This is a genomic window from Kocuria sp. MNB10 (assembly GCF_054073685.1).
In genome coordinates this window covers 1,612,287-1,637,437 of sequence record NZ_CM133411.1, presented here as the reverse complement: position 1 = coordinate 1,637,437, position 25,151 = coordinate 1,612,287, and the positions used below count along the sequence as shown (strand labels likewise).

Below are 25,151 nucleotides of genomic sequence, written 5' to 3'. Positions count from 1 at the left end.
CGGCCTCGTGAGCGAGCACACCAGCCCGGAGCGCGTGGTGCTCCTGGACGATCAACACCAACCCACCGGAACGGCCCTGAAATCCACGGTTCACACCGAGGACACCCCCCTGCACCTGGCGTTCTCGTGCCACGTGCTCAACTCCCGCGGCCAGGTCCTGGTGACCCGCCGCGCGCTCGGCAAGCGCACGTGGCCCGGCGTCTGGTCCAACAGTTTCTGCGGTCACCCGGGCCCGGACGAGTCCTTCGAGGACGCCGTCGCCCGCCGTGCCCAGCAGGAACTCGGCCTGGAGATCCGCAACCTCACCGTGGTGCTGCCCGAGTTCCGATACCGCGCCACGGACGCCTCCGGGGTCGTTGAGAATGAGTTCTGCCCCGTGTTCATCGCCGTCGCCGACGACGATCCCCGCCCCGCCGAATCCGAGGTCGCCGAGTACTCGTGGGCCGCCCCCCACGACCTCGTGGCCGCGGTGGAGAGCGCCCCGTTCGCGTTCAGCCCGTGGCTCGCGGACCAGATCCGCGAACCCGTGCTGCGGGAGGCGCTGGGCTGAGGGCCCAGGTTCACCACCCTGGATCGGGTCACCTTTGGCCGTTGTGTGTTGATCGTCCCTCGGGTCATTCGGGGCGTAGAAATCTGGCATCAGTGTTCTTCCCCAGTGCACCAAATTACCTCCACCCTCGGTGAGTGGGATCGACTCCACCAGCTTCTCCGGGGAGCACCCGACATACACGAGGCAACGGGAGGCCACCAAGACGGTCAGCGAGGTAGAAAGCACAAGGTTTTTCCTGAGCTGGGTCTGCTTCTCCAGACCATGGGCGTAGTTGTTCCGCAGGCTCTTCACTTCTCTCTTCCACAGGTCGTGTGCCCCGGCAACCGTCCCACAGATTATCGGCACCAGTGGCTGTACATCGTCCAAAATGTCCTGGACACGCTGCTCAAGTGTGGGTTCTCCCAACTGGCTATTGAGGACACGATTTTTCAGGGTGGAGGCTATGAGATCGTCTATTTCCCCTTCATCCTTGACCCTCGCGATGATGTCCCCGATGGCGCGACGGGCCTTTTTTCTTGAGCTTTTGTCAGGGCACCGGTTTTCCCAGAGTGAAGCTTGCGGTGTAGCCCCTCCAGTGACATGACCATCGTGGAGAAGTCTGCGTCCACGAACCGTTCGCCATGCGTGCCACGAGCTAGAACATCCGCTTTGAGTTCAGGAGCCCGCCCCAGTTCTGGACGTCGTTCCAGCCAGGCAGCAATGAGCTCGACGTCAGACTCGCCCCTCCGAGCGGCCATGCCGTCATGACCTTGATCGTCTAGGGGATCTTCAACCATCCAACCGTCGACCTCCAACGGCCGCTCGGGCCCTCCGGCGATCCTCACTCGGTACCGGTCGGCCACAGCCCGGTTCATGCGCAGCAAGGAGAAGAACTCCTACAGGTGGACAGCAAAGCATTGAGTCACTTCTTGTAGAGGCATCGGTTCACGGCCCGTCCACTCCAGCTGTGTCCGCCTGACCAAAAATTTTTGGTGAGCTTCGAATCGTCGCTCACCAGGAAAGGTGAGTCGCACTGTTCCGGGCAGCGGTCCGGCCACCGGCGCGACCAAGTTGTCGAACCCCTGCCGTTCCTCAGCTTGGTCAGAAGTGCTCTCCAGGGACGCGATCGGAGCTTGCGCCCAGGCCTCCAATCCGCTCAGATGCACAAACAGACAAAGTGGGGTGATCTGGGTCGATGCCATACACGAGCTCGCGCACCACGCGCCTAGTCCACCCGCAAGTGATCACTCCTCGTGCATTTACTGGGGCCATGCCGAGCACTCGGCCCCGACGGTCGTCCCTGCCTGCCGGCGATGGCCGCACGCTGCTCTCCGTGCACCCGGTGGGGCCGTCCTTCGAGAACGCCCCCTATGCCCAGACCCGGGCTTTCTACACCAGGATGGGTTTCCTTCCCCTGGAGGAGCACGAGGACCTCGAATGGCCGGGCCCCACGCTCATCCTGGTCCGGGCCTTGCCCGCGACAGGCCAAGGCCACACTGAGAGCTAGTCGGCGGGGCGGCGTCGTCGACCGACGAGCCAGCCGGCGCAGAACGCCCAGAGGAGTAGGCCGACCAGGAGACTGACCCACCCCGCGATGGCCGCCGGGGGGAAGAGCGACGACCAGGGATTCTCGCCGAGGGGAGCATACGTTTCCTCGCTCAAGGGGGCGTATGCGAACCACCCGAACGTCAGGGTGGGCGGGTTGGACACCACCAGCAGGGCTCCGCCGAGAACCAGGACCACACCCAAGGACATCAGCACCACCAACCAACGGGGCAGGCGGCGTTGGTGAGAGCGAGATGTCGGGGAATCGATGGGGCCCATGACGCGAGTGTATGGGGAGGTGCTCAGGGATCCGCGCACGCCCCGACGCGAATTCCTGGTGGAGTAAAAGCACCCGACCACGGGGAAAAGCTGCGATAACTCAGAAAAGGCAGCGGGGGCACCGGGCGAGCCGCAGCAGCACCGGGCGATAAACTCCTCACACACCCCACCCGTCCTCCCAGGAGCCCCGCGATGTCCGAATCCCCCGCCCACCGCGCCGCGAAGGCCGCGCACTCCGTGGACCACCTGTTCGGTGCGCGGGCGCTGCGCGTGCCGGGCACGTACCTGGGGGCTGTCGCGTTCCCGCGCCCGTGGCGGGGGCCGTGGCACTACTGGTGGCAGGCCCATTTGCTGGACGCGTTCGTGGACGCCGCGGCCCGCGAGCGCCACGCCGGCAACCAGGACACCGCTGAGCTGGCCCGCTCCCGCGCGCATCGGTTGCTGCGGGGCATCGCCGTGTACAGCGGCGGGCGGGTGACCAACAACGTGTTCTTCGACGACATGGCCTGGCTGACCCTCGCCCTGGGGCGCCTGCGTGACGAGGACCTCGCCGCCACGGGCCGCACATCGCGCGCGCTGCAGGACGACGGCGCTGCTCTGGCCACGCGCCTCGCCTCCGGTTGCGACGACACCATGGGCGGCGGTGCGTGGTGGAACACCACGCGGGACTACAAGAACACGGCGTCCACCGCCCCGGTGGCGCTGACATTCCTACGCATGCACCGCACTGCCGAGGCACGCGCACTGCTCACGTGGTTGTTCGACACCCTCTTCGACGCCGAGCGCGGCGTGTTCCTGGACGGCATCCGCATGGCCGCGGCGGGCTCCGGGAAGGAGATCACGTCCGTGGACCCGCACGTCTACACCTACAACAGCGGCCCGGCCCTCGGTGCGGCCCTCGAGCTCGCGGAGGTCACCGCGGACCCCGCCGAGCGCGCACTGTGGCTCGACCGGGCGGCACGGCTCGTCCACGGCGCGGCCCGGGAGTTCACGGTCCCCGGCCCCCACGGTGCACCCGTGTTGCGCGGCCAGGGCGGCGGTGACGCCGGGCTGTTCACGGGCATCCTGGTGCGCTACCTGGGCGAAGCCGCGTCGTCGTCGTTGCTGGACGACGACGCTCGGGCCACCGCCCGCGCGCTCGTCACCGACACCGCGGACGCCTTGTGGGACGGGCGTCGGGAATTCGATCCGAACGAGGACTTCACGGTGCCCGCCGCGGTGCGAGCGGTGGGCGAGACGGTCGCGGTGTTCTCCCCCGAACCGGCGCAGCACGCGAACCAGGCGCAGCGGGCCGGCGCCCCGGTGGAACTCAGCACGCAGGTGCAGGCGTGGACCGTACTGGAAGCCGCCGCGCGTTCGGCTGATCGCTGAACTCGGCCGCTGACGCCGCAGATTCCTGGCCCGCGGGGGCGTCACGACGGTAGAAACGAACCATGAGTTCAGTACGCACCCCGGACCCCAACCCTGGCTGGCTCAGCGAGGACGACCTCAATCGTGCCCGCGCGTCCCTGCCGATCGTGTACGTACAGGCCATCCCCGTGCGCCTGGACCCGCTCGGTTGCATGTCCGAGATCGGGTTGTTGCTCACGCCCAATGACGAGGGCCGCATGGTGCGCACGTTCGTCTCGGGACGCGTGATGTACCGCGAGACGGTGCGCGCGGCGCTGCTGCGTCACCTCGAGAAGGACCTGGGACCGCTCGCCATGCCGCAGATGCCGTCCACCACGGTCCCGTTCGCGGTGTCCGAGTTCTTCCCGTCCCCGTCCGAAACCGGGCTGACCGACGACCGGCAGCACGCGGTGGCGCTGAGCTACATCGTCCCCGTGCGCGGTGAGTGCGAGCCCCGTCAGGACGCCCTGCAGTTGTCGTGGATGACCCCGGACGAGGCACTGTCCACGGATGTCCAGGACGAGTTCGAGGGCGGGCGCGAGGACCTCATCCGCCAGGCGATCGCCCACGCGGGATGGGGCCGCTGAACAGCGGATGATCTGCCCGGAGGGCGTCACGTGCCCCCGTTGGCCGCTTGCCGCATGAGCGGGATCTCCTGGGCGTGCGCCGCGACCATGGCCCAGTAGCTGTGGGACAGCCCGCTGAGGCTGCCCAGGATGCCGGCCACACCCGTGGCCAGGAAAAACCGACCGGCGTGGGCCCGCAGCTGTCCCGTGGTCAGCCCATGATGCTCCGGGACGGGCATCACCGGTTCCGACGCCCCAGGTTGGACAGCAACACACCGAGCATCCCGCATGCTGTGATGAGAACCCCCGCCTGGGTCTGGTGCGTGAACCGCGCGCGGATGGGCTCGTTGCGCGCGTAGATGGAGGTGAAGGCACCGAATGCCGCGTAGATCGCCAGATCCGTCCGCCCGACGACCAGCAGGAACAACAGGGGCACGGCCACGGACAGGGCGATGCGGGCGGCCGGGACGTGGTTGCGCTGGGACGGTGGGACCCTGAAGAATTCTGTGACCTGACTCACCGGATTGCGCTCGTTCTTTCGGCATCGGGTGGAGGGGAGACCACATTGTCTCTCGCTTTCGCGCAACCGGCACAATGGTGTGGTGTCCAGCACCGAATCCCCCTCCCCGTTCACCTTCCGGCTCCACACGCGCCTGCGTGATTCTCCCGTTCCCCAGCAGCGCATCCGGGACAATGGCGGCCAGTTCCAGGCCCGCACGGGCACCATCACCACGCCGCACGGCCCGATCCGTACCCCGGCGTTCATCCCGGTGGCCACGCAGGCCGCCGTGAAGGCCGTGCTCCCGGAGTCCATGGCGGCGGAGGGCGCCCAGGCGATGCTGGCCAACGCGTACCACCTGTTCCTCGAGCCGGGCGACGACATCCTGGACGCCGCCGGCGGGCTGGGCACCTTCATGAACTGGCCCGGCCCCACGTTCACCGATTCGGGCGGGTTCCAGGTAATGTCCCTGGGTTCGGGACTCGGCAAGGTCATCGACATGTCCGCGCTCACACCGTCCCCTGGGGGCGCACAGCCCGCCCCCGGGCACAAGCGCATGGCGCGCGTGGACGACGACGGCGTGTGGTTCCGTTCCTACCTCAATGGGGACCTGCACCGGTTCACGCCGGAGGTCTCCATGCGGGTGCAGCACAACATCGGCGCGGACATCATGTTCGCGTTCGACGAGCTCACTACGCTCCACGATTCCCGCGAGTACCAGGAGGACGCCCTGGAACGCACCCGCAAGTGGGCCCTGCGCTGCGTGGCCGAACACTGCCGGCTCACCGAGGCCCGTGCGGACAAGCCCTACCAGGCGCTGTTCGGGGTGATCCAGGGCGCCCAGTACGAAGACCTACGGCGCATGGCCTGCCGGGACCTGGCCGAGATGGGCTTCGACGGGTTCGGGATCGGGGGTGCCCTGGAGAAACGTCAGCTGGGGACCATTGTGCGGTGGTGCACGGAAGAACTGCCCGAGGAGACCCCCAAGCACCTGCTGGGCATCTCCGAACCGGACGACATCTTCACCGCGATCGACAATGGCGTGGACACCTTCGACTGCGTCTCCCCCACTCGCGTGGCCCGCTCGTCGGCCGTCTACTCCCCCGATGGCCGGTTCAACCTCACGAACATCCGCTTCAAACGCGACTTCACGCCCATCTCGGACACGTGCCCGTGCTACACGTGCGCCCACTACACCCGCGCGTACCTGCGTCACCTGTTCAAGGCCAAGGAGCGCAACGCCGCAACACTCGCGTCCATCCACAACGAGCGCTTCATCCTGGACCTCGTCTCCGGCGCGCGGGACGCCATCGACGCGGGGACGTACTTCGACTACCGTGACGATTTCCTGGCGAGGTACTACGGCGCGCCGTCGACCTCCACTGTTCCTTCCGAAACGGGAGGCCCGCGATGAGCGACCCCAAGCCCGTGCACGCCACCCCAGGTGTCCTGCGCCGCGTGAGCGCGTGCGCCGGCGTGGTGCTCGCGCCCAATCCCGGGCCCATGACCCTCGACGGCACCAACACGTGGATCCTCTCCGCCCCGGGGGACGGCCCGGAGCACCCGAACTACGGCCACCACCCGTCCGCGCAGGGCCGGGGCGAGTGGCCCGGACCGGATGTCGTCGTCGTGGATCCCGGGCCCCTGGACGAGGCGCACCTGCAGGCGGTCGCGGCGACCGGGACCGTGGTGCTGATCCTCGTGACGCACCGCCACGGGGATCACACGGACGGCATCGACCGACTCCACGAGATCACCGGTGCGCCCGTGCGTGCGGCCCTGCCCGAGTTCTGCCGGGACAGCGGCGAGCCCCTGCGGGAGGGCGACTGCATCCTGGCCGCGGGCGTGAGCATCCGCGTGCTGGCCACCCCCGGGCACACCTCCGACTCCGTGTGCTTCCGGTTGCCCCACGACGAGCCGGAGACGGTCATTACCGGGGACACCGTGCTGGGGCGCGGTTCCACCATGATCGACCACCCGGACGGTTCCCTGGGCGACTATCTGCGCTCCCTCGAACTGCTCGGGCAACGCTCGGGCGCCACGGTGCTACCCGCTCACGGCGCACCCCTGCCGGATCTGCAGGAGGTGTGCGAGGAACTCACGGAGCACCGGCTCGAACGCCTGGATCAGGTGCGGGAGATCGTCGCCGGACTCGGCCGCGACGCGAGCGTCGAGGCGATCACGGACGCTGTCTACACCGACGTCCCCGCCGGGGTACGGCGCGCCGCGGAGCGCTCCATCGCCGCGCAGCTCGCCTACCTGGGGTACTGACCCGGGGGCACCTCGCCTACGTGGGCTCCCGAGCCGGGGGCACGACGACGACGCTCGCGCCCTGCTACCGCGCGTTCGCCTCCTCGAGGGCGCGCGTGTCGTAGCCGGGTTCGCGGCGCTTGATCCAGCCGATCACCGCGTACGTGACCGGCATGATCACGACCTCCACGAGGACCTTGTAGACATAGCCCACCAGGACGTAGTTGGAGAACGCGGACCACGAGTCGATCCCGATGATGGGAGCGGCGATCGAGCAGAAGATCACGGTGTCCACGAGTTCGCCCACCATGGTGGAGGAGATCAGCCGCGCCCACAGGTGCTTCTCCTTGGTGCGTTCCTTGACCTTGACCATCACGTATGCGTTGAGCAGCTGACCCACCAGGTAGCCCAGCAGGGAACCCGCCACGATCAGCGGGACCGGGCCCAGCACCGTCTCGAACGCGCTCTGGTTCTCGTAGAAGGGCGCCGGCGGCAGGATGATCACGATCCAGAACACCAGGGAGGAGAACGCCCCGAAGAAGAAGGACGTGATGATCGCCTTGCGTGCGGCCCGGAAACCGTAGACCTCGGAGACCACGTCCCCCAACACGTAGGCCAGTGGGAACAGGAAGAACCCGCCGTCCGTGATGATGGGGCCGAACTGCACGCCCTTGGTCGCGCCGATGTTGGAGAGCACCAGGATCACGCAGTACGCGGCCAGGATCACGTCGAAGTACGTCCGGGGGCGGCGCGCGAAGAGGGACTGCCGTTCGCCCTGCGCGAGCGCGGCGGTGCGGGAGGAGGAAGTGTGGGGCGGGGTGGCGTCAGACACGGGTGTCCTTGGGATGTACGGAAGGGTCAGGGACGTCGTCTGCCACCCGGCGTCGAGCCCAGTGTAATGGGGTGGTGCGCCGAGTCGCGGGCACGTCCCGTGCGGGAGCACAATAGCGTGCATGAGCGAAACCACACGTAACCAACCGCCCGTTGCCATGACCGTCGCGGGCTCCGAGGCCACCGGCGGCGCCGGGGCGCTCGCAGACATCAAGACCTTCACGTCCCTGGGAGTCTTCGGATCGCTCGCGCTGACGTGCATCGTGGCGTTCGATCCCGAGAACGACTGGGGCCACCGCCTCACGCCCGTGGACCAGCAGACCCTGGCGAACCAGCTGCAGACCATTTCCGCGGCGTACGACCTGGACGCCGTGAAGATCGGCATGCTGGGTTCCCCGGACACGATCCACACGGTCGCCACGGCCATGAAGGACCTCGCGCCCCGCCACCTGGTGCTGGACCCGGTGCTGATCTGCAAGGGCCAGGAACCGGGCGCCGCGCTCGACACCGATCAGGCGCTCAAGGCACAGATGCTGCCCCTGGCCACGTTCGTGACCCCCAACCACTTCGAGTCCCTGTCCCTATCCGGGATGGAGGAGATCAACGACGTGGAGGACCTCAAGGAGGCGGCCCAGCGCATCCACGACTCCTCCGGGGCCACCGTGCTCGCGAAGGGTGGCGTGCGGCTCTCCGGCCCGGACGCCGTGGACGTGTTCTACGACGGCTCCACGCTTGAGGTGCTGTCCGAACCCAAGGTGGGCGAGGTCCCGGTCTCGGGCGCCGGCTGCTCGTTGGCCGCGGCCGTCACCGCGGAGCTGGCCAAGGGCGCCTCCCCGCTCGACGCCGCCCGCACCGCCAAGAGTTTCGTCTCCGCCGGCATCCGGCACCGGCTGGGATCCCACCTGCCGTTCGACTCCCTGTGGCAGGGCGGGCTCGCTGCCGAGGCCTGACCGAACACCGGCGACGAAGTTCCTGAAAGCCCGCGGGGAATGCCCTGAAGTAAGGGGCATTCCCCGCGGTCATGCGGTGGAATGGGGGAAGAACACACACGGCCCGTCAGCGCCCCGTCCTTTTGCTGACAGAATCAGGTAAGGTGTCGTCATGCCCCGCATCACCGCTTCCAGTAATGCCGCCCAGCGCGAGCGCACGCAGCGTGCCGTTCTCGACGCGTTCGGGGACCTGCTGTACAGCAACGGGCTCACCGATCTGACCATGACCCAGGTGGCCAAGACCGCCGGGGTGGGGCGCACCGCGGTGTACAACTACTTCGCGGACATGGGCGAACTGCTCGTGGCCTACGCCCTGGACAAGACCGAGCGCTTCGTCTCGGACCTGCATCGAGAACTCGCCGCGGTGGAAAACCCCGTAGACCAGTTGGGCGTGTACGTGCGGTTCCAGATCGAGGACCTCAGCCGCCGGCACCTGCCTCCCGGCCAGGCCATGCGCACCGTGTTGTCCCCGGAGGACTTCGCCAAGCTCGGCGAGCACGTGCAGCAACTGCAGTCCCTCCTCGCGTCCATCCTGCAGCGCGCCATGGACGAGGGCTACCTCCCGGAGGGCGACACCGACGAGCTGTCCGACCTGGTCCACGGCTCCCTCACCTCCACCGCGGATCGCAGCAAGTCGGTGCAGAGCGAGCGCGCCCAGCGCGAACGCACCCTGGCCACGGTCCGGTTCATCCAGCGGGGTCTGGGCGCCCAGTTCGACGCCGACTCCCGCCCCGTGCGCCTGCCCTCGCAGCCGCCCGCGCTGAGCGCGGTCTCCTGATCCCGAGCCCGGCTCCTCCGTCGGGTCCGGTCGACTTGCCCAGACGCCTGCCGCCTGCTGCAGCACGGGGAGCCTTCAGCCCGGCCGACGCCACCTACCCGCCACGTACGCCCCGGTTCTGCGGACCGGGGCGTACGGCTTTAGGGTGAATCCATGATTTTCAAGGCCGTGGGAGACGATCGCCCCTATCCGGACCACGGTCTGGTCACGCCCTCCGACTGGTCCAAGGTGGCCCCGCAGCAGGTCCGCCTGGGGGATCTGGTGACCACGACCTCCACCCTGAACCTGGCCACCCTCCTGGACTCGGACTGCACCTTCTACGGGGACCTCTTCCCCCACGTGGTGTCCTGGCGGGGAACCCTTTACCTCGAGGACGGTGTGCACCGGGCCCTGCGCACGGCCCTGCACCACCGTTCCGTGATCCACGCGCGGGTCCTGGAGCTCTGACCGCGCCGTCGCACGAGCCTTCGCGGCGCACGTAGCACGGATCACCAAATCTTCACTTTCCCGCCACGACCTGGTCGTTCGGCCTCCCTACCCTCGGGTCATCTCATCCTGACCTGGAGGTTTGCCATGCGTCTGCGTTCTCGTACCGCTGTTGTCTCGGCCGCGGCACTGGCCGGAGTCCTCGCCGTGACCACCGTGGCACCGGCCGCGGCGGGGGAAGGCCCGCGAGCGGCGTCGTCGTCCAAAGGAAACGAAAGGGACTGCCCCGGGTTTCCTTGACTCCTGACTTGTGAGGATCCTTCCTCACGGTGAGGATGAAACCGTGCCCAAGCCCTACCCCGAGGAGTTCCGCCGCGACGTGGTGGCGGTAGCCCGCAAGCACGAGGCCCCGCTGTCCCAGATCGCCCGCGACTTCGGGATTTCAGAAGCCACGCTCCACAACTGGTTGCGCAAAGCCGATGTCGACGACGGCGTCCGGCCAGGGGTCACCACGGCCGAGTCGGAGGAGCTGCGGGCGCTGAGGCGGCGCAATCGACTGCTCGAGCAGGAGAACGAGATCCTGCGCCGGGCCGCGGCGTTCTTCGTCCGCGAGCTGCCCCCAAAATGAAGTTTCCGCTGGTCCTCGACCTGGCCGCCGACGGGATTCCCGTCGCGGTGACCTGCCGGATACTGGGCTTCTCCAAGCAGGCCTTCTATCAGTGGAAGGCGAACCCGGTCACCGACCGGGACTGGGACGATGCGCACCTGATCGACGCCGCCATGACCATCCACGCCGACGACCCGGCTTTCGGCTACCGGTTCATCGCCGACGAGCTGCCCGACCACGGCATCACCGCCGGGGAGAACCGCGTGCAGCGGCTGTGCTCGGCCCAGCGGCTCTTCAGCGTCCACTCCAAGAAGCGCGGGCTCAACCGCAAGCCCGGTCCACCGGTCCACGACGACCTGGTGGAGCGGAACTTCACCGCCGGCGCGCCCAACCGGCTGTGGCTCACCGATCTGACCGAGCACCGCACCGACGAGGGCAAGCTCTACCTCTGCGCGATCAAGGACGTCTACTCCAACCGGATCGTCGGGTACTCCATCGATTCCCGGATGAAGGCGTCCTTGGCGGTCACGGCCCTGCGCAGCGCGGTGGCCCGCCGCGGGACAGTGGCCGGCTGCGTGGTCCACAGCGACCGCGGCAGTCAATTTCGAGCCCGGAAATTCGTGCATGAGCTCGCCCATCACGATCTTGTGGGGTCTATGGGCAGAGTCGGGGCGTGCGCGGACAACGCCGCCATGGAGTCCTTTTTCGCCCTGCTGCAGAAGAACGTCTTGGACCGGCAGCGCTGGTCCAGCCGGGAGGACCTGCGGCTGGCGATCGTCACCTGGATCGAGAAGTCCTACCACCGCCGGCGACGGCAACGCCGTCTGGGTCGCCTCACGCCGGTCGAGTTTGAGACCATCAATCACGGCCTCAAGGCCGCCTGAAACCGATCAACCCCGAGAGTCAACGGAAGTCGGGGCAGTCCCAAAGCCGGGACAAGCACGGACTGCGCGTGGCCACGTACAACGCGTCCCTGAACCGGGGCGAGCAGGGGCAATTGCTGCGGGACCTGTCCACACCGGACAACCAGCAGGCCCGGAACATCGCCGAGATCATCCAGATCAACGACCCGGACATCGTGCTGCTCAACGAGTTCGACTACGTCCCGGGCGGACGCGCCGCGCGGGCGTTCCGCGACAACTACCTGGCGGTGAGCCAGAACGGCCACGCGCCCGTGGACTACCCCTACCACTACGTGGCACCGGTGAACACGGGCGTGCCGTCCGGTCTGGACCTCAACCAGGACGGCACGGTAGGCGGACCGGACGACGCCTGGGGCTTCGGGCTGTTCCCGGGCCAGTACGGCATGGTGATCTACTCCAAGTACCCGATCGCCCGGGATCGGGTCCGTACGTTCCAGCACTTCCGGTGGCAGGACATGCCCGGCAACCGCCTGCCCACCGACTACTACACGCCGGAGCAGGCTGCGCAGCTGCGGCTGTCCTCCAAGTCCCACTGGGACGTCCCCGTGCGCGTGGGCCACAAGACCGTGCACGTGCTGGCCGCGCACCCCACGCCGCCCAGCTTCGACGGCCCCGAGGACCGTAACGGGCGCCGGAACAACGACGAGATCCGGTTCTGGGCCGATTACATCACGGGCACCAAGTCGGCGCGCTACATCTACGACGACGCCGGGCGGCGCGGCGGTCTGCCCCGCGGCGAACGCTTCGTGATCGTGGGCGACTACAACTCGGACCCGAACGACGGCGATTCCTTCCCGGGTGCCGCGCGGCAGCTGCTCGACAACTCCCGGGTGCACGATCCGCAGCCCACGTCCACGGGCGCCGTGGTGGCGAGCGCGCGCCAGGGCGGCGCCAACCGGACGCACGTGACGCGCCCGGCACTCGACACCGCGGACTTCTCGGACGATCCCGCCCCCGGGAACCTGCGGTGGACTACGCGTTGCCGTCCAAGAACCTGCCCCTGCTCGACGCCGGTGTCTTCTGGCCCGCTCCGGGCCGGCCCGGTTCCGAGCTGACCGGTGAGTACCCGTTCCCGACTTCCGACCACCGCCTCGTGTGGGTGGACGTCAAGGTCCCAGGCAGGCGCTGATCCCCGCACGACGGCGCGTCGCGGGTCTTCGTGTGAAGCGCCGCCCGCTTCCGACACCGCCTGTCACGCACCCCCTGTTCCCACACCCCCTGTTCCCACACCCCCTGTTTTCGCATCCTCTGTTTGCGTAACCCCGCCCCGGGGCGTGCGATCCCGATCCCCCACCCGACAAACCCTCGACTGGAGACCCCTCATGCCCGTGACATCACCCCTGTTCAGCCTGCGGACCCGCATCGCGACCGTGTCCTCCGGCGCGCTCCTGCTGTGCGGCGGCCTGGCCGCAACACCCGCGATGGCCACCCCCGCGCCTTCCGGTTCCACCGGGACCGTGTCGATCGCTCAGATCCAGGGCACCGGGGACGAGACGCCCCTGAAGGGCCAGACGGTCACCACCGAGCCCTCCGTCGTCACCGCCGTGTACCCGGGTGATCCGGGGACCCTGGGCGGATTCGTGATCCAGACCCCCGGAACCGGTGGGCACGTGGACACCTCCCGGGCCTCGAACGCCGTGTTCGTGTACACGGGCGCGACCCAGTCCACGGTCGCCGTGGGTGACCGGGTACAGGTCACGGGTGTGGCCGGGGAGTTCAAGGGCCTGACCCAGCTCGCGGGCAACGTGGAGGTCACTCCGGTGCGGGACGAGCTCCCCGCAGTGAAGCCCGTGACGAACAACTGGGCGTCCACCGCCGCGAACCGCGAGAACCTCGAATCCATGCTCTACCTGCCCAAGGAGAAGTTCCGGGTCTCCGACACCTACGGCGTGGGCCGCTACGGTGAGCTGGGCCTGTCCGCGGGCAAGGAGCTGCCCGCCCAACCCACTCAGGTGGCACGCCCGAACAGTCCCGAGGCGCGCACCCAGGCACAGCGCAATGACGCCATCTCGGTCACATTGGACGACGGCACCAACCGGGGCTTCGCGGCCTCGCCCACCCAGGAAACCCGCCAGGTCCCGTACCTGACCCCCGAGAACCCCGTGGCCGTGGGCGACACCGCGCGGATCACCGCCCCGGTGATCGTGGACTTCCGCTTCGACAAGTGGCGCCTGCAGCCCACCGCCCCGGTGGTCCCGGGCAAGGAACCGGCCCGGTTCTCCGGCTCGGCGGACCCCAAGCCGGGGGTGGGTGGACAGGTGCGGATCGCGTCCTTCAACGTGCTGAACTACTTCACCACCGTGGGGCAGGACAAGGGCTGCCGCGGCGGGAACTACTCCACGGACGGCACGTACAACGTGGCGCAGGGCTGTGACGCGCGCGGGGCCTACGACCGCGCGGACTTCGAGCGCCAGCAGGCCAAGACGGTCTCGGCGATCAACAAGGTGGATGCCTCCGTGGTCGGGCTCATGGAGGTCGAGAACTCCGCGAAGCTCGGCGAGCCCAAGGACGAGGCGCTCGCCTCCCTGGTCAAGGCGCTGAACAAGGCGGCCGGCTACACCAAGTGGGCCTACGTCCCAGTGGCGGATTCCGAGCTGCAGCCGGTCGCAGAGCAGGACTTCATCACCAACGCGATCATCTACCAGCCCCGCGAGGTCACGCAGGTGGGTCAGGCCCGGGCCCTCGGCTCCGAGGCCGTGGCCGGCGGCGCCTTCGAGAACGCGCGCACCCCGATCGCGGCCACGTTCACCGCGACCAAGGGCGGCGGCAAGCACGGCGCAGCACCCACCACGGTGGTGGTCAACCACTTCAAGTCCAAGGGCTCCGCTCCCCGCACCGGTCCCAACCGGGACACCGGTGACGGCCAGGGCGCCTGGAACGCGTCGCGCGTGGCGCAGGCGAGCGCCGTCGTCGACTGGATCCCCGAACTCACGGCCGCCGCGGGCTCCCAGGACGTGGCCGTGCTCGGCGACTTCAACTCGTACGCGCAGGAGGACCCCCTGCAGGAGTTCTACCGCGCCGGGTACGCACGGGCCGCCGAGGACGACTACACCTACGTGTTCGGGGGCCAGGTGGGTTCGCTCGACCACATGCTGATCTCGCCGTCGCTTGCCAAGCGCATGACCGGCGCGGCCGCGTGGAACATCAACTCGGGCCAGTCGCCCTTGCTGCAGTACGCCCAGTACCGCACCACGGCCCTGGACTACTACGTCCCGAATGAGATCGCCTCCTCCGACCACGACCCGTTCATCGCCGGGTTCCGGGCGGGCAAGAAGTAGCCTTCCCTTCCGGTACGACGACGCCGCCCGGCCCGTTGCGCACGAACGCGGCTGGGCGGCGTCATGCTGCCAGCCCCCGCGACCTCGGAGGCGCGGGACTCCCCGGCCGCCACGGGTGGATCGGGGAACTCCGCGGACAGCAGCGACCCCATCGGCGGGATGGCCGCGGTGACCGGCTCGCTCACGGCGGCCGAGACGTGCGAGCCCATCGACGCGTTCCGGGCCAACATGCCGGGGCAACGTGAGCAACGATCCCGCGGGTGCCCGCGAGGCCGTGGCGCGGCCGCGCTCGGCGGCACCGCAGGAGCTCAGCGGTAACCTGCGCGGCATGAAGCAGGTGCTGTACAACTTCGAGAACGGCAACAACCCCATGCAAGCGGTCGAGGGCAAGATGACCGGGCTGACCAACCAGTGCCGGGGCCTCGCGAACCGGTGACGGATCCGCGCAGACATGTGCGATCGTAATTATTCGGCAGATATTACTCAGGGGTCATTCCTGTTCCTATGATGTGCTCACCCCCCTTGATCGGTGAGTACCGCACAGGCCGGCGGAGCTGTCATCACACGCCCGCCACGGGCTTCCTCACCCTTAACGAAGGATCCGCGCATGTCCGCCGCAACCTCCGTCCGCCGCTCGGTCACGACCGGACTCATCGCATTGTTCCTCGCCTCCGGCACCGTTGCCGTGGGCTCCTCCGCACCGGCCGAGGCCGCCGTGGTCAAGCCGTGCAAGGCCAGCATGTCCGTGACGCAGCCCCGCCAGTACACCAAGACCTCCGTGAAGGTCTCCCAGGTGGGCGCACGCGCCAACGTCACCACCACGGCCAAGTACAAGACCACCACGACCAAGAAGACCGCGGTCGCCTCAACCAAGGGCACCGCCGTGACGACCTATTCGATCGGCCGGGCCACCCTGAACCGCAAGGTGGTCGTGGACGTCGTCGCCACCTCGGGCAAGACCACGTGGAAGTGCTCCACGTCGTTCACGCCGAAGCGCTGACGCCTCGGGTGGGGGGCCACCTTCCCACCCCTTCCGCTGGTGAAAATTAAGTGGAGTAAGAGCAGCCTGGCGCACGTGAGGCTGCTTTTACTCCACGAGGAATTCGACACGAGGTTCGACGCAGGGCCCACGCCCACGCGCCGGCGTTCACGAATGAGAAATGCGCCCCGTGCTGACACGGGGCGCATTTCGTCGATCACAGCGCGGAGGATGGGGGATTTTGCCTAAATCCTCAAAACACGCGGTAGATCAACAAATCTGGAGCCCTCAGAAAACCGTGTCACCCTGAATTTCACCCTATTTTCGGCGCGAGCGTGAAGGCCTGGCAACTCGGTGAAAACTGTGTCGCAAAGACAAACACAGTAGCCTGCAGCCAGACAGACGACTTTTCGGGCGGCGCATGCACGGTCGGCACCGGTCGGACTTGCTGTTCGGCGGCAGTCTACTGCGTGCGGAGCTGCAACCGCAGGAACGCAGAGCCCTCGATCCAGTAAGATGAGCTCAGGTACGTAGGTGTGCCTTGAGACTCTTAGCAAAGGCGAGAATTATGCCCGTCGATCTATCTTCACGCCTTGTGGTGGGCGTCGCATCCAGTGCTCTGTTCGACCTGGCTGAGTCAGATGCGTTTTTCAAGAAGCACGGCGAGGACGCTTACCGCTCCTACTCACACGAACGATTCAAAGAACCTTTAGGGCCGGGAGTAGCATTCCCGCTTGTTCGGCGACTGTTGAGCTTGAACGACCTCGCTGAAGACGCCGATCACCCACTCGTGGAGGTCGTGATCCTTTCTAGAAACGATCCCGAAACCGGCCTTCGAGTTATGGAGTCGATCCGACATCATGGTCTCGCCATGACGAGGGGAGTCTTCATGCAGGGCAAGTCTCCGTACAAGTTCTGCAAGGCATTCAACGTGTCCCTCTTTTTGTCTGCGGAAGACCAGGATGTACGAGACGCCACCGCAGTCGGGCTAACTGCCGGCCGAGTGATCGGGCAGCCTGCGAGCGATTCCACGGGGAACGAGTTGAGGATAGCCTTCGACTTTGACGGAGTGCTCGGCTCCGACTCCGCAGAACAAAAATTGCTAGAGCTAGGCGGCAACCTCGATGAATACAGCAAAAGTGAGCTCGAAGATGCCGACAAGCCAATTGAACCAGGCCCGCTACTTCCATTCTTGCGAGGCATCAACAAAATCCAGCGGCTCGAAGACAAACGCCTCAGCTTAAACGTGGACTACAAGCGGCGAGTTCATGTGGCCGTCGTTACGGCACGCAACGCGCCGAATCATCTGCGAATGATCCGCACGCTACAAGCGCATGAAGTGCGCATCAACGACGCGTTTTTCATGGGAGGAGTCGACAAATACCCTGTGCTACGTGAGCTGCGCCCGCACATCTTCTTCGACGACGATCCCAATAATTTCAAAACCGCAACCAACGACGTTCCATCGGTGCACGTGCCGTACGGCGTCAAGAACGTGATCAAGGAAGGCACAGCGCCCGATGTCGAGATCACGCAGACTGCAGAAACCCACGGCGCCCGGTAGTTTCTCAGCGGCGAAAGACGGAACTGAACTTTTCGTCGGCCCGCGCGACTAAGTTCTCGTAGTCGGTCTCGCTCACGCCGACGACAGACCACGGATCGTCCGGGTAGTTGTTCCTAACAGCCCGTAGTTTCTTGCTGATGGCGACGTACTCTCGGTCGAGCTCAAGCGGCTCTTCAGGATCCAGGGTGTAGTCGCGGCCTGAACCCGCCGGTCTCCAGGAGCGATCTGGCGATGTAGTTGGTGAGGTTGCGGAACCCGAGCGCGGAGCCGCGCAGGTGTTCGAGCCGGCCGTTGATCGCCTCGGTCGGGCCGTTGGATGTACCAGGACGATCGAAGTAGGCCAGCACGTCGGTGGCCCGCTTGGTCAGGGTCCGGCCGAGCGTGATCACCTCGCTCAACGCACCCGGGACGCCGTGGCTGAGGGAGTGGATCAGCCGCTGCATCAGCGCTCGGCCTCGGGCCCGGTCGGGTTCTCGGTAGGCGGCGATCATCCTCTGGTAGATCCCCCAGGTGGCCTCGACCTCGACGTGGGCGTCGGCCGTGAACAGCTTCTCCAGCCGGTCCCGCTGCTTGTCGGTGAGCAGGTCCGCTCCGGTGTGCAGGGTCCGGCGAGCCGAGTAGAGGGGATCGCCGGCCCGGCCGCGGTGGCCACGGGTGTCCTGCTGAACGCGGCGCCGGCACTGATCCAGGGCATCGCCGGCCAGGCGCACGACGTGGAAGGGATCCATGACCGCGGTCGCCTCGGGCAGCTCCTCGGTGGTGGCGGTCTTGAACCCGCTGAACCCGTCCATCGCGACTACTTCCACGCCCTGGCGCCAAGGGTTCTCGCGCTCGGCCAACCATGTCTTGAACGCCTGTTTGGAGCGGCCCTCGACCATGTCCAGCAGCCGGGCGGGACCCGTCCCGGCGCGAACCGGGGTGAGGTCGATGATGACGGTGACGTACTTGTCGCCGCGGCGGGTGTGGCGCCAGACGTGCTCGTCGACGCCGATGACCTTGACCCCGTCGAACCGGCCGGGGTCGTCGATGAGCACCCGCTTGCCCTCGGCCAGCACGGCGTCGTTGGCGGTGTTCCACGAGACTCCCAGGCCTTCGGCGACGCGGGCCACGGTCAGGTGCTGGCACACGATCCCTTCCAGCGCCCACCGCAGACCGCGACGGGAGAGCCTCGCCCGCGGCTCGGCTGCCTTGGTGGTGTCCTGGCGCCACACGTGTCCGCACCCGGTGCACCGGTAGCGGCGAACCGTGACCAGCAGCGTCGTAGGTCGCCAGCCCAGCGGCTCGTGCGCCAGGCGCCGCACCACGGTGTCGCGGGGCGTGCCCTCGCAGCCGCAGCGCCGGCACCACTGGTCCGGTTCCAGGACCCGGCAGGCCAGGATCGCCTGCTCGGGCTCGAGGCGCTGACCGACGACGTCAAGACCGAGCTCGTCGAGACAGCAGAAGGTGGTCAAGTCAGGGCAGGCGAAGGTAGCGTCAGGCACGTCGAGGTCTTCCAGATGAGGCGTGTAGGAACCTTCATCTTCGGGAGGCCTCGACCCCTATCCGGCGACCGACGCGCCGACCCCAACTACACCCTGGATCCTGAAGAGCCGCTCAAGCCATGCCCACTCGTCTTCAGTTTTCGGGCTCATCACAAAGCAGGGTGTAGCGGTGTCTTGAGCTGTGCGGCGCGTCGGTACGTGGATGGGGGTCGAGGCCTCCCGAAGATGGAAGTTCTCACACTGCCCATCCGGAAGACCTCGACGTGCCCCACGCTACCTTCGTTAGCCCTGACCTGACCACGTTCACCCGCCTCGATGAGCTCGGCCTCGAGGTCATCGGCCAGCATGTGGAGCCGAACCAGGCGGTACTGGCCTGCCGGGTCGCCAATCCCGACCCGTGGTGCCGACGGTGCGGCTGTGAGGGAACCCCGCGCGGCAGCGTGGTTCACCGGTTGGCGCACGAGCCGTTCGGTTGGCGACCCACCGTCCTGCTGATCACGGTGCGCCGCTACCGGTGTTCCGAGTGCGGGCACGTGTGGCGCCAGGACATGAGCAAGGCCGCCGAACCGCGATCCAAGCTGTCCCGGCGGGCGCTGCGCTGGGCGCTGGAAGCACTCGTGGTCGACCACCTCACCATCGCCCGGATCGCCGAAGGCTTGGCCGTGTCGTGGAACACCGCCAACGACGCCGTCCTGGCCGAAGGCCGGCGGGTCCTCATTGATGACCCGAAGCGGTTCGACGGCGTGCGCGTGCTCGGCGTCGACGAGCACGTCTGGCGCCACACTCGCCGCGGCGACAGATACGTCACCGTGATCATCGACCTCACTCCGATCAGGGACAACACCGGCCCGGCACGCTTGTTGGACATGGTCGAGGGCCGCTCCAAGCAAGCATTCAAGACCTGGCTCGCGGGACTGCCCCGACTTTCCCTGACTCTCGGGGTTGATGGTTTTCAGGCGGCTCGGAGGCCTTGATTAATGGTCTCAAACTCGACCGGCGTGAGGCGACCGAGACGGCGTTGGCGGCGCCGGCGGTGATAGGTCTTCTCGATCCAGGTCACGATCGACAGCCGCAGGTCCTCCCGGGTGGACCAGCGTTGCCGGTCCAGGACGTTCTTCTGGAGTAGGGCGAAAAAGGACTCCATGGCGGCGTTGTCCGCGCACGCCCCGACCCTACCCATCGACCCCACGAGGCCATGGTGGGTGAGCTCGTGCACGAACTTCCGGGCTCGAAATTGACTACCCCTATCCGAATGAACCACGCATCCGGTCACCGTCCCCCGGCGAGCCACCGCACTGCGCAGGGCCGTGACCGCCAAAGACGCCTTCATGCGGCTGTCGATGGAATAGCCGACGATCCGGTTGGAGTAGACGTCCTTGATCGCGCAGAGGTAGAGCTTGCCCTCATCGGTGCGATGCTCCGTCAGATCCGTGAGCCACAGCTCGTTCGGGGCGCCGGCGGTGAAGTCGCGCTCCACCAGGTCGTCGTGGACCGATGGACCGGGCCGGCGATTCAGGCCCCGCTTCTTGGAGTGGACGCTGAACAGGCGCTGGGCCGAGCACAGGCGCTGGACGCGGTTCTCCCCAGCCGTGATGCCGTGATCGGGCAGCTCCTCGGCGATGAACCGGTAGCCGAACGCAGGATCCTCGGCGTGGATAGCGATGGCGGCGTCGATCAGGTGGGCGTCGTCCCAGTCCCGGGCGGTAACGGGCTTGGCCCGCCACTCATAAAAGGACTGCTTGGAGAAACCCAGCGCCCGGCAGGTCACCGCGACGGGGATCCCGTCAGCGGCCAGGTCGAGGACCAGCGGGTACGTCATTTTGGGGGCAACTCGCGGGCAAAGAAGGCCGCTGCCCGGCGCAGGATCTCGTTCTCCTGCTCGAGCAGCCGGTTACGCCGCTTCAGCACCCGCAACTCCTCCGACTCGGCCGTCGTCACGCCGGGACGGACGCCGTCGTCGACGTCAGCCTTGCGCAACCAGTTGTGCAAGGTGGCTTCTGAGATCCCGAAATCGCGGGCGATCTGCGACAGCGGCGCCTCGTGCTTACGGGCCACCGCCACCACGTCGCGGCGGAACTCCTCGGGGTAGGGCTTGGGCACTGTTTCATCCTCACTGTGAGGAGAGATCCTCACAAGTCAGGAGTCAGGTCAACCGGGGCAGTCCCGCCGTACTTGTTGGTTGCAGTGATCCTGCCGAGCACAACGCCGGATGGCACACGGCCATCGGGGAAGACTGCAAGCAAGGTAGCTGCGTCGAGAGTGATGCTTTCGGCTGTGTCGGTGCCGTGCTTCGACCCCAACCAGCGATGATCTTCGGCCGGAGTGAAAGTCTCCGTCCTCAGGTTCAGATCCATGTGTAATTAGCCCCCATTGTTGGCGCGACTCAAGCGGAGCCGTAGTGCTTCTTCGCCCGCTCGGCACCCTTGCTAAGGGAGTCGTCGTCGGGTGAAGGCTGCTTCGGCTTTCCCTTCGGATCGGAAGATGGGGGCTGCTTGCGTTCATCGGCTGTCTTGGCTTCGAACAGCGACGGCAGCTCGTCTTTCAGCGAAGTGATCGCGTCGGACAAGGTGACGTCGTCTGCTCCGACCTCCACATCGACCATGCGAGCAACGCGAGAGAGAGCTGCATCAGGCACTCCGGCCTTCAACAGGTTCCGCTCAAGTCGCAACACATGACGGTCACGAACTGCTTCGGCACGCTCTGCGTCGGCATCTGCCTTCGCCTTTGCGGCTGCTTCTCGTTCTCGCTGTGCTTCGGTCTTCTCAGCGTCAGAACGCTTGCGAGCTTCATCGAGAATCGTCCGAGCCTCTTCGATCGAGACGCCCAACTGCTCTTGGAGCTGCTTGGCTACTGATCGCTTCGCCTGGTCCTTCTCACGGGAGACGATGCGGTCTAGCTCGTCTTGTGAAAACGTCCGGCTTGGCTTGTCCTTGTCGTCTGCCTCAAGAGGGTTGTCGTCAAGGTCGAGGTCTTCTGGCACTCGGTGTATCTCCCAATACGTCGGCCCCACAGGTAGGCATGGGTTCCTTCCCGCTTTGGTGCCCAGCGGTGCGGCGGGTCGCTGTGACGCGACTTGTGGGGGAGAGTAGCTAAGGAGCTAGTGCCCCAATCCGCAGCGTGAAGTGACGGAGAAGGGGCGGAAGGTCGACGAACGGAGAAGTTAAATGGGACCCGCTGAGTGGTTGGGTGCCGCGTCGCTAGCAGTGGCGTTGGCAGCTTTGGTAGTCGCTGGTATTGCGGCGGCTAACCAGTTGGCGTCACTCAAACGCCCACTTCCGACCGTTGACCTCATGTCCATCGAGCATCTCGACTACGGGATTTCAAAATATGCAGGCTCAAAGGAAGAAATGTTCGTGGCTGGGCTGATGATCCGAGTCACCAATAGAGGGCACGAACCGATGCTGCATCCAATGGTCTACGACTGGACGGAAGGGCTAGTTCTGACCAGCTTGAGCAAAAGAAAAAATGCCATGCCTAGCGTTCTTGGTGCTGGCCAGAACGTGCAACTGGTAACTAACTACAGCGTGGCCAATGATAACGACCGCATCATCGGCGTCGTCTGGCAGGAAGCTTCTCTCTTCCGTAGGAAGCCCATCACTATGGGTGTCCGATACCGACTCTCCAATGCTCTGCCAGGGCAGTGGAACGCGCCCCCAGTGGAGCGATGGACGCGTACCGGCCCCTTCAAGGTCAAAGGTTGGCAAAAGACCGCATTCGAGGGACCTTGGTGGAAGGGGTGGCAGCTTCAGTTTTCGAAGCAAAAGCCCATGAGCCATCTCGCGTCTTGGGGGAGCATCCAAGACCAAGCCGCTTTAGATATCTACGACAAGCTAAACGTCGTGGCGAGTGGACCAGGGGTTTTTGAGCAAAATATCTTGGGACGCCCAGATCTCACTCCTGAGGAGATCGAGCGCATGCACGAATTAGGAGAAGACCTGCCCGCTTAGACGTCTACGTCCTCGACGGGCGTCTTTGGCCGTGTAATTCAAATCACGGGAGCAGCAACGGTCCAAAGTTTATGGAAGAGCAGGCAAGGATCGACGGACGGAGATAGCAGCATGGACATACCGGAGTGGCACGACTTAACGGCTTTGTTTGTGTCTTTTGTTGCCCTAATAGTTTCTGGTATTGCCGCGGCTAATCAGCTGGCATCTCACAAGAGGCCTCTGCCGTCAATCGAGGTATTACATAGCGATCATCTCGCAAAGACCTGGATCGCTGAAACAGACACGCACGAAGATGTGGTCGCGAGAGCAATGCTGATCATAATTGCCAACAGGGGACATCAGACAATGTTCCACCCCACGGTATATGACTGGACTCCCAGCAGCGTCTTATTTGGAGATTATGAGGTCAGCTTTTCGATGCCAAGTAAGCTAGAACCAGGCGAGGTCGTTGAAGTAGTTGTAAGCCACAGTCTGGCAAACCAAAGTATGCGCACTTTTGGAGTCGTTTGGGAAGAAGCTTCTTTGTTGGCCCTTCACAGATGAGCATGGGTAGCGGTGTGCGCGTGGGCGTCTCGAGGGGTGTGTTGTGAGGTCTGGGTAGAGGTCGAGGCCTCCAGGATGGGTAGCGACCAAGCAACCCGATCCATGAAGGCCTCGACGTGTCTCATGCTATCTGCGCGCCCGCGTGCGCGCTCTTCGACCTGCCCGACGTCCATGTCAGGGCCGTGGAACGCGGACCACGCTCGTTCACCGTGGTGGTGGAGACTTCTCCGACGCTGGTGGGGTGCCCGTCCTGCGGGGTGCTCGCCACCGGCCACGGCCGCCGGGAGGTCGTGCTCCACGATCTGCCCTGCGCTGGGGTGCCCGTGCGGGTGGTGTGGCGCAAGCGGATCTTCAGGTGCCGGGAGGACGCCTGCGAGGTCGTGACGTTCAGCGAGGTCCACGAGCTGGCCGCGCCGCGGGCCAAGCTCACCACCCGCGCGATCGCCTGGGCGGTGACGCAGCTGCGCTCCCACGACATCGCGGTCTCCGCCCTGGCGGACATGCTCGGAGTCGCCTGGAACACCGTCTGGCACGCCGTGGCCCCGGTCATCGAAGGCCAGCTGGCCGCGGAGGATCGGCTGGCCGGGGTGGACGCCCTCGGTGTCGACGAGCACGTGTGGCGCCACGTGGGTCCACCCGGCACCGGGCTGGTCACCGGGATCGTGGACCACTCCCGCGGCGAGGACGGCCGGCCCCGGGCGCGACTGCTGGACCTGGTCAAGGGGCGCACGGGGGCGGCCTACGGCGACTGGCTCACCGAGCAGGGTCCGGCGTTCACGAGCGGGATCCGCACGGCGACGCTGGACCCGTTCCACGGCTACGCCAACGCCATCCGCGACGAACTCCCTGAGGCGATCACCGTCCTGGACGCCTTCCACGTGGTGAAACTCGGTGGGCAGGTCGTGGACGAGGTGCGTCGTCGGGTGCAGCAGGACACCCTGGGCCACCGGGGCCGGGCCGGGGACCCGCTCTACGGGATCCGCCGCACCTTGCAGATCGGCGCCGAGCACCTCACCGCCAAACAGATCACCCGGCTCAACACCAAGCTTGAGGCCGGGGACCCGCACCACGAGGTGACCCTGGCCTGGCACTGCTATCAGAAGCTGCGTGCGATCTACCACGCCCGCCCCGAGACCGGCCGCCGGCTGGTCGCCGAGATCCTTGCCGCCTTCCCGTCCTGCCCGATCCCGGAGATCGCCCGGCTCGGGCGGACCCTGCGCCGGTGGAAGGCCGCGATCCTGGCCTACTTCGACACCGCCGGGGCCTCCAACGGGCCCACCGAGGCCGTGAACGGGGTGATCGAGACGATGCGCCGGGTCGCCCGCGGCTTCCGGAACTTCGACAACTACCGCCTACGCGCCCTGCTCGCCGCCGGCGGACACCGGCCGTGGCGCAAGACCCCTACCCATGCTCATCTGTGAAGGGCCTCTTTGTTTGGTCGGAATCCAGTCCAAATGGGCATCCGCTTGAGCTGTGACGCGGCGGGCATGTGGACAGGCGCGCCAAAAGAACACTGGAAACGAGTTGGACCCTTTCGCAAAAAAGGTTGGCAACGTGCCGGATCCGTATGGTCGTTGTGGCAACCCACATTTTCCAGTCCAAGAGACCCCTCAGATGGCTTCCCGAGGACCTTTACCTACAAGCAGCTGTCCTACGAGACGATCAAAAAGCATAAACTGATAGTGGCGTCTGGTGGAGTTGAAATAGAACCCGAAAAATTGGCCCGCGCCCTAGAACTTGGAAAAGCG

Annotated in this window: 22 protein-coding genes and 3 pseudogenes; 18 read left to right on the top strand and 7 right to left on the bottom strand. The window is 66.2% G+C overall.

What is annotated here, in order from left to right:
* Positions 1–7 precede the first annotated feature (7 nt).
* A complete protein-coding gene (gene idi, locus ACW9PK_RS07350) occupies positions 8–550 on the top strand; it encodes an isopentenyl-diphosphate Delta-isomerase (RefSeq protein ID WP_064846559.1) in 543 nt (180 codons plus the stop codon).
* A 285-nt stretch (positions 551–835) separates the two neighbouring features.
* Here the strand turns inward: idi and ACW9PK_RS07345 are convergent.
* Positions 836–955, bottom strand: a pseudogene (locus ACW9PK_RS07345) (hypothetical protein); the annotation flags it as partial.
* Between the two features lie 1,590 nt (positions 956–2,545).
* On the opposite strand from ACW9PK_RS07345, the gene ACW9PK_RS07340 reads away from it, so the two are divergent.
* Together ACW9PK_RS07340 and ACW9PK_RS07335 are read left to right on the top strand one after the other, a co-directional pair.
* Positions 2,546–3,724 (top strand): glycoside hydrolase family 76 protein, encoded by a 1,179-nt coding sequence (locus tag ACW9PK_RS07340; protein ID WP_457015441.1) that lies wholly within the window; start codon positions 2,546–2,548, stop codon positions 3,722–3,724.
* A gap of 62 nt (positions 3,725–3,786) precedes the next feature.
* Complete coding sequence (locus ACW9PK_RS07335; protein WP_457015440.1) at positions 3,787–4,329, top strand: NUDIX hydrolase family protein; 543 nt, start codon at positions 3,787–3,789, stop codon at positions 4,327–4,329.
* Positions 4,330–4,355: 26 nt separating this feature from the next.
* Here ACW9PK_RS07335 and ACW9PK_RS07330 read toward each other — a convergent pair whose 3' ends face one another.
* Both ACW9PK_RS07330 and ACW9PK_RS07325 read right to left on the bottom strand, forming a co-directional pair.
* The gene (locus tag ACW9PK_RS07330; RefSeq protein WP_457015439.1) at positions 4,356–4,547 is read right to left on the bottom strand and encodes a hypothetical protein; all 192 of its coding nucleotides are present in this window, start codon (positions 4,545–4,547) and stop codon (positions 4,356–4,358) included.
* Positions 4,547–4,828: a hypothetical protein gene (locus tag ACW9PK_RS07325; protein ID WP_457015438.1), complete on the bottom strand. Its 282-nt coding sequence runs from the start codon at positions 4,826–4,828 to the stop codon at positions 4,547–4,549. The genes ACW9PK_RS07330 and ACW9PK_RS07325 overlap by 1 nt, the downstream gene beginning before the upstream one ends.
* 82 nt (positions 4,829–4,910) lie before the next feature.
* On the opposite strand from ACW9PK_RS07325, the gene tgt reads away from it, so the two are divergent.
* Both tgt and ACW9PK_RS07315 read left to right on the top strand, forming a co-directional pair.
* Positions 4,911–6,221 carry a tRNA guanosine(34) transglycosylase Tgt gene (gene tgt, locus ACW9PK_RS07320; protein ID WP_094067146.1) on the top strand — a complete coding sequence of 437 codons (1,311 nt, stop codon included), beginning with the start codon at positions 4,911–4,913 and terminating at the stop codon, positions 6,219–6,221.
* A complete protein-coding gene (locus tag ACW9PK_RS07315) occupies positions 6,218–7,078 on the top strand; it encodes an MBL fold metallo-hydrolase (protein ID WP_457015437.1) in 861 nt (286 codons plus the stop codon). The genes tgt and ACW9PK_RS07315 overlap by 4 nt, the downstream gene beginning before the upstream one ends.
* A 64-nt stretch (positions 7,079–7,142) precedes the next feature.
* Here the strand turns inward: ACW9PK_RS07315 and ACW9PK_RS07310 are convergent, their stop codons facing one another.
* Complete coding sequence (locus ACW9PK_RS07310) at positions 7,143–7,889, bottom strand: queuosine precursor transporter (protein ID WP_457015436.1); 747 nt, start codon at positions 7,887–7,889, stop codon at positions 7,143–7,145.
* A gap of 121 nt (positions 7,890–8,010) precedes the next feature.
* Here ACW9PK_RS07310 and ACW9PK_RS07305 point away from each other — a divergent pair, with 121 nt between their 5' ends.
* The 9 genes and pseudogenes from ACW9PK_RS07305 to ACW9PK_RS07265 all read left to right on the top strand — a co-directional run bounded on the left by ACW9PK_RS07305 (position 8,011) and on the right by ACW9PK_RS07265 (position 17,432).
* On the top strand, positions 8,011–8,838 hold the full coding sequence (locus ACW9PK_RS07305) for a hydroxymethylpyrimidine/phosphomethylpyrimidine kinase (protein ID WP_368835957.1): 828 nt from the start codon (positions 8,011–8,013) through the stop codon (positions 8,836–8,838).
* Between the two features lie 151 nt (positions 8,839–8,989).
* The gene (locus tag ACW9PK_RS07300; protein WP_064846550.1) at positions 8,990–9,655 is read left to right on the top strand and encodes a TetR/AcrR family transcriptional regulator; all 666 of its coding nucleotides are present in this window, start codon (positions 8,990–8,992) and stop codon (positions 9,653–9,655) included.
* 153 nt (positions 9,656–9,808) lie between these two features.
* Positions 9,809–10,102: a type II toxin-antitoxin system VapB family antitoxin gene (locus ACW9PK_RS07295; RefSeq protein ID WP_098053504.1), complete on the top strand. Its 294-nt coding sequence runs from the start codon at positions 9,809–9,811 to the stop codon at positions 10,100–10,102.
* Positions 10,103–10,424: 322 nt separating this feature from the next.
* A protein-coding gene (locus ACW9PK_RS07290; protein ID WP_457015435.1) for an IS3 family transposase occupies positions 10,425–11,572 on the top strand; the annotation gives its coding sequence in 2 pieces (ribosomal slippage) (positions 10,425–10,698 and positions 10,698–11,572; 1,149 coding nt in all).
* A 5-nt stretch (positions 11,573–11,577) separates the two neighbouring features.
* Positions 11,578–12,740 (top strand): annotated as a pseudogene (locus ACW9PK_RS07285) (endonuclease/exonuclease/phosphatase family protein).
* Between the two features lie 193 nt (positions 12,741–12,933).
* Positions 12,934–14,889 carry an ExeM/NucH family extracellular endonuclease gene (locus ACW9PK_RS07280; RefSeq protein WP_457015434.1) on the top strand — a complete coding sequence of 652 codons (1,956 nt, stop codon included), beginning with the start codon at positions 12,934–12,936 and terminating at the stop codon, positions 14,887–14,889.
* Positions 14,890–15,130: 241 nt separating this feature from the next.
* Complete coding sequence (locus ACW9PK_RS07275) at positions 15,131–15,325, top strand: hypothetical protein (protein ID WP_239317638.1); 195 nt, start codon at positions 15,131–15,133, stop codon at positions 15,323–15,325.
* A gap of 171 nt (positions 15,326–15,496) precedes the next feature.
* The gene (locus tag ACW9PK_RS07270) at positions 15,497–15,889 is read left to right on the top strand and encodes a hypothetical protein (protein WP_314315074.1); all 393 of its coding nucleotides are present in this window, start codon (positions 15,497–15,499) and stop codon (positions 15,887–15,889) included.
* A 547-nt stretch (positions 15,890–16,436) separates the two neighbouring features.
* On the top strand, positions 16,437–17,432 hold the full coding sequence (locus ACW9PK_RS07265; RefSeq protein ID WP_368814162.1) for a 5'-nucleotidase: 996 nt from the start codon (positions 16,437–16,439) through the stop codon (positions 17,430–17,432).
* Positions 17,433–17,605: 173 nt separating this feature from the next.
* Here ACW9PK_RS07265 and ACW9PK_RS07260 read toward each other — a convergent pair whose 3' ends face one another.
* Positions 17,606–18,913: an ISL3 family transposase gene (locus ACW9PK_RS07260; protein WP_457015433.1), complete on the bottom strand. Its 1,308-nt coding sequence runs from the start codon at positions 18,911–18,913 to the stop codon at positions 17,606–17,608.
* A gap of 263 nt (positions 18,914–19,176) precedes the next feature.
* Here ACW9PK_RS07260 and ACW9PK_RS07255 point away from each other — a divergent pair.
* Positions 19,177–19,833, top strand: a pseudogene (locus ACW9PK_RS07255) (ISL3 family transposase); the annotation flags it as partial.
* 32 nt (positions 19,834–19,865) lie between these two features.
* Here the strand turns inward: ACW9PK_RS07255 and ACW9PK_RS07250 are convergent.
* Both ACW9PK_RS07250 and ACW9PK_RS07245 read right to left on the bottom strand, forming a co-directional pair.
* Positions 19,866–21,013 (bottom strand): IS3 family transposase gene (locus ACW9PK_RS07250; protein ID WP_457015419.1). Its coding sequence is split into 2 segments (ribosomal slippage): positions 19,866–20,740 and positions 20,740–21,013, totalling 1,149 coding nucleotides; the frame shifts between segments, so codons are not numbered across the junction.
* Positions 21,014–21,296: 283 nt separating this feature from the next.
* The gene (locus ACW9PK_RS07245) at positions 21,297–21,893 is read right to left on the bottom strand and encodes a hypothetical protein (protein ID WP_457015432.1); all 597 of its coding nucleotides are present in this window, start codon (positions 21,891–21,893) and stop codon (positions 21,297–21,299) included.
* 310 nt (positions 21,894–22,203) lie between these two features.
* Between ACW9PK_RS07245 and ACW9PK_RS07240 the strand changes: the two genes are divergently transcribed.
* The 3 genes from ACW9PK_RS07240 to ACW9PK_RS07230 all read left to right on the top strand — a co-directional run bounded on the left by ACW9PK_RS07240 (position 22,204) and on the right by ACW9PK_RS07230 (position 24,824).
* Entirely contained in the window at positions 22,204–22,860 is a 657-nt protein-coding gene (locus ACW9PK_RS07240) for a hypothetical protein (RefSeq protein ID WP_457015431.1), read from the top strand.
* A gap of 111 nt (positions 22,861–22,971) precedes the next feature.
* Complete coding sequence (locus tag ACW9PK_RS07235; RefSeq protein ID WP_457015430.1) at positions 22,972–23,403, top strand: hypothetical protein; 432 nt, start codon at positions 22,972–22,974, stop codon at positions 23,401–23,403.
* A 116-nt stretch (positions 23,404–23,519) separates the two neighbouring features.
* Positions 23,520–24,824: an ISL3 family transposase gene (locus ACW9PK_RS07230; protein ID WP_457015429.1), complete on the top strand. Its 1,305-nt coding sequence runs from the start codon at positions 23,520–23,522 to the stop codon at positions 24,822–24,824.
* The last annotated feature ends 327 nt before the right edge of the window (positions 24,825–25,151 follow it).

What these genes read in the sequence shown, in the direction of transcription:
- ACW9PK_RS07340 (WP_457015441.1), top strand. Translation starts at nt 2,546, where the DNA reads ATGTCCGAATCCCCCGCCCACCGCGCCGCGAAGGCCGCGCACTCCGTG.
- ACW9PK_RS07335 (WP_457015440.1), top strand. Translation starts at nt 3,787, where the DNA reads ATGAGTTCAGTACGCACCCCGGACCCCAACCCTGGCTGGCTCAGCGAG.
- ACW9PK_RS07330 (WP_457015439.1), bottom strand. Translation starts at nt 4,547, where the DNA reads ATGCCCGTCCCGGAGCATCATGGGCTGACCACGGGACAGCTGCGGGCC.
- ACW9PK_RS07315 (WP_457015437.1), top strand. Translation starts at nt 6,218, where the DNA reads ATGAGCGACCCCAAGCCCGTGCACGCCACCCCAGGTGTCCTGCGCCGC.
- ACW9PK_RS07305 (WP_368835957.1), top strand. Translation starts at nt 8,011, where the DNA reads ATGAGCGAAACCACACGTAACCAACCGCCCGTTGCCATGACCGTCGCG.
- ACW9PK_RS07300 (WP_064846550.1), top strand. Translation starts at nt 8,990, where the DNA reads ATGCCCCGCATCACCGCTTCCAGTAATGCCGCCCAGCGCGAGCGCACG.
- ACW9PK_RS07295 (WP_098053504.1), top strand. Translation starts at nt 9,809, where the DNA reads ATGATTTTCAAGGCCGTGGGAGACGATCGCCCCTATCCGGACCACGGT.
- ACW9PK_RS07280 (WP_457015434.1), top strand. Translation starts at nt 12,934, where the DNA reads ATGCCCGTGACATCACCCCTGTTCAGCCTGCGGACCCGCATCGCGACC.
- ACW9PK_RS07270 (WP_314315074.1), top strand. Translation starts at nt 15,497, where the DNA reads ATGTCCGCCGCAACCTCCGTCCGCCGCTCGGTCACGACCGGACTCATC.
- ACW9PK_RS07265 (WP_368814162.1), top strand. Translation starts at nt 16,437, where the DNA reads ATGCCCGTCGATCTATCTTCACGCCTTGTGGTGGGCGTCGCATCCAGT.
- ACW9PK_RS07240 (WP_457015431.1), top strand. Translation starts at nt 22,204, where the DNA reads ATGTCCATCGAGCATCTCGACTACGGGATTTCAAAATATGCAGGCTCA.
- ACW9PK_RS07235 (WP_457015430.1), top strand. Translation starts at nt 22,972, where the DNA reads ATGGACATACCGGAGTGGCACGACTTAACGGCTTTGTTTGTGTCTTTT.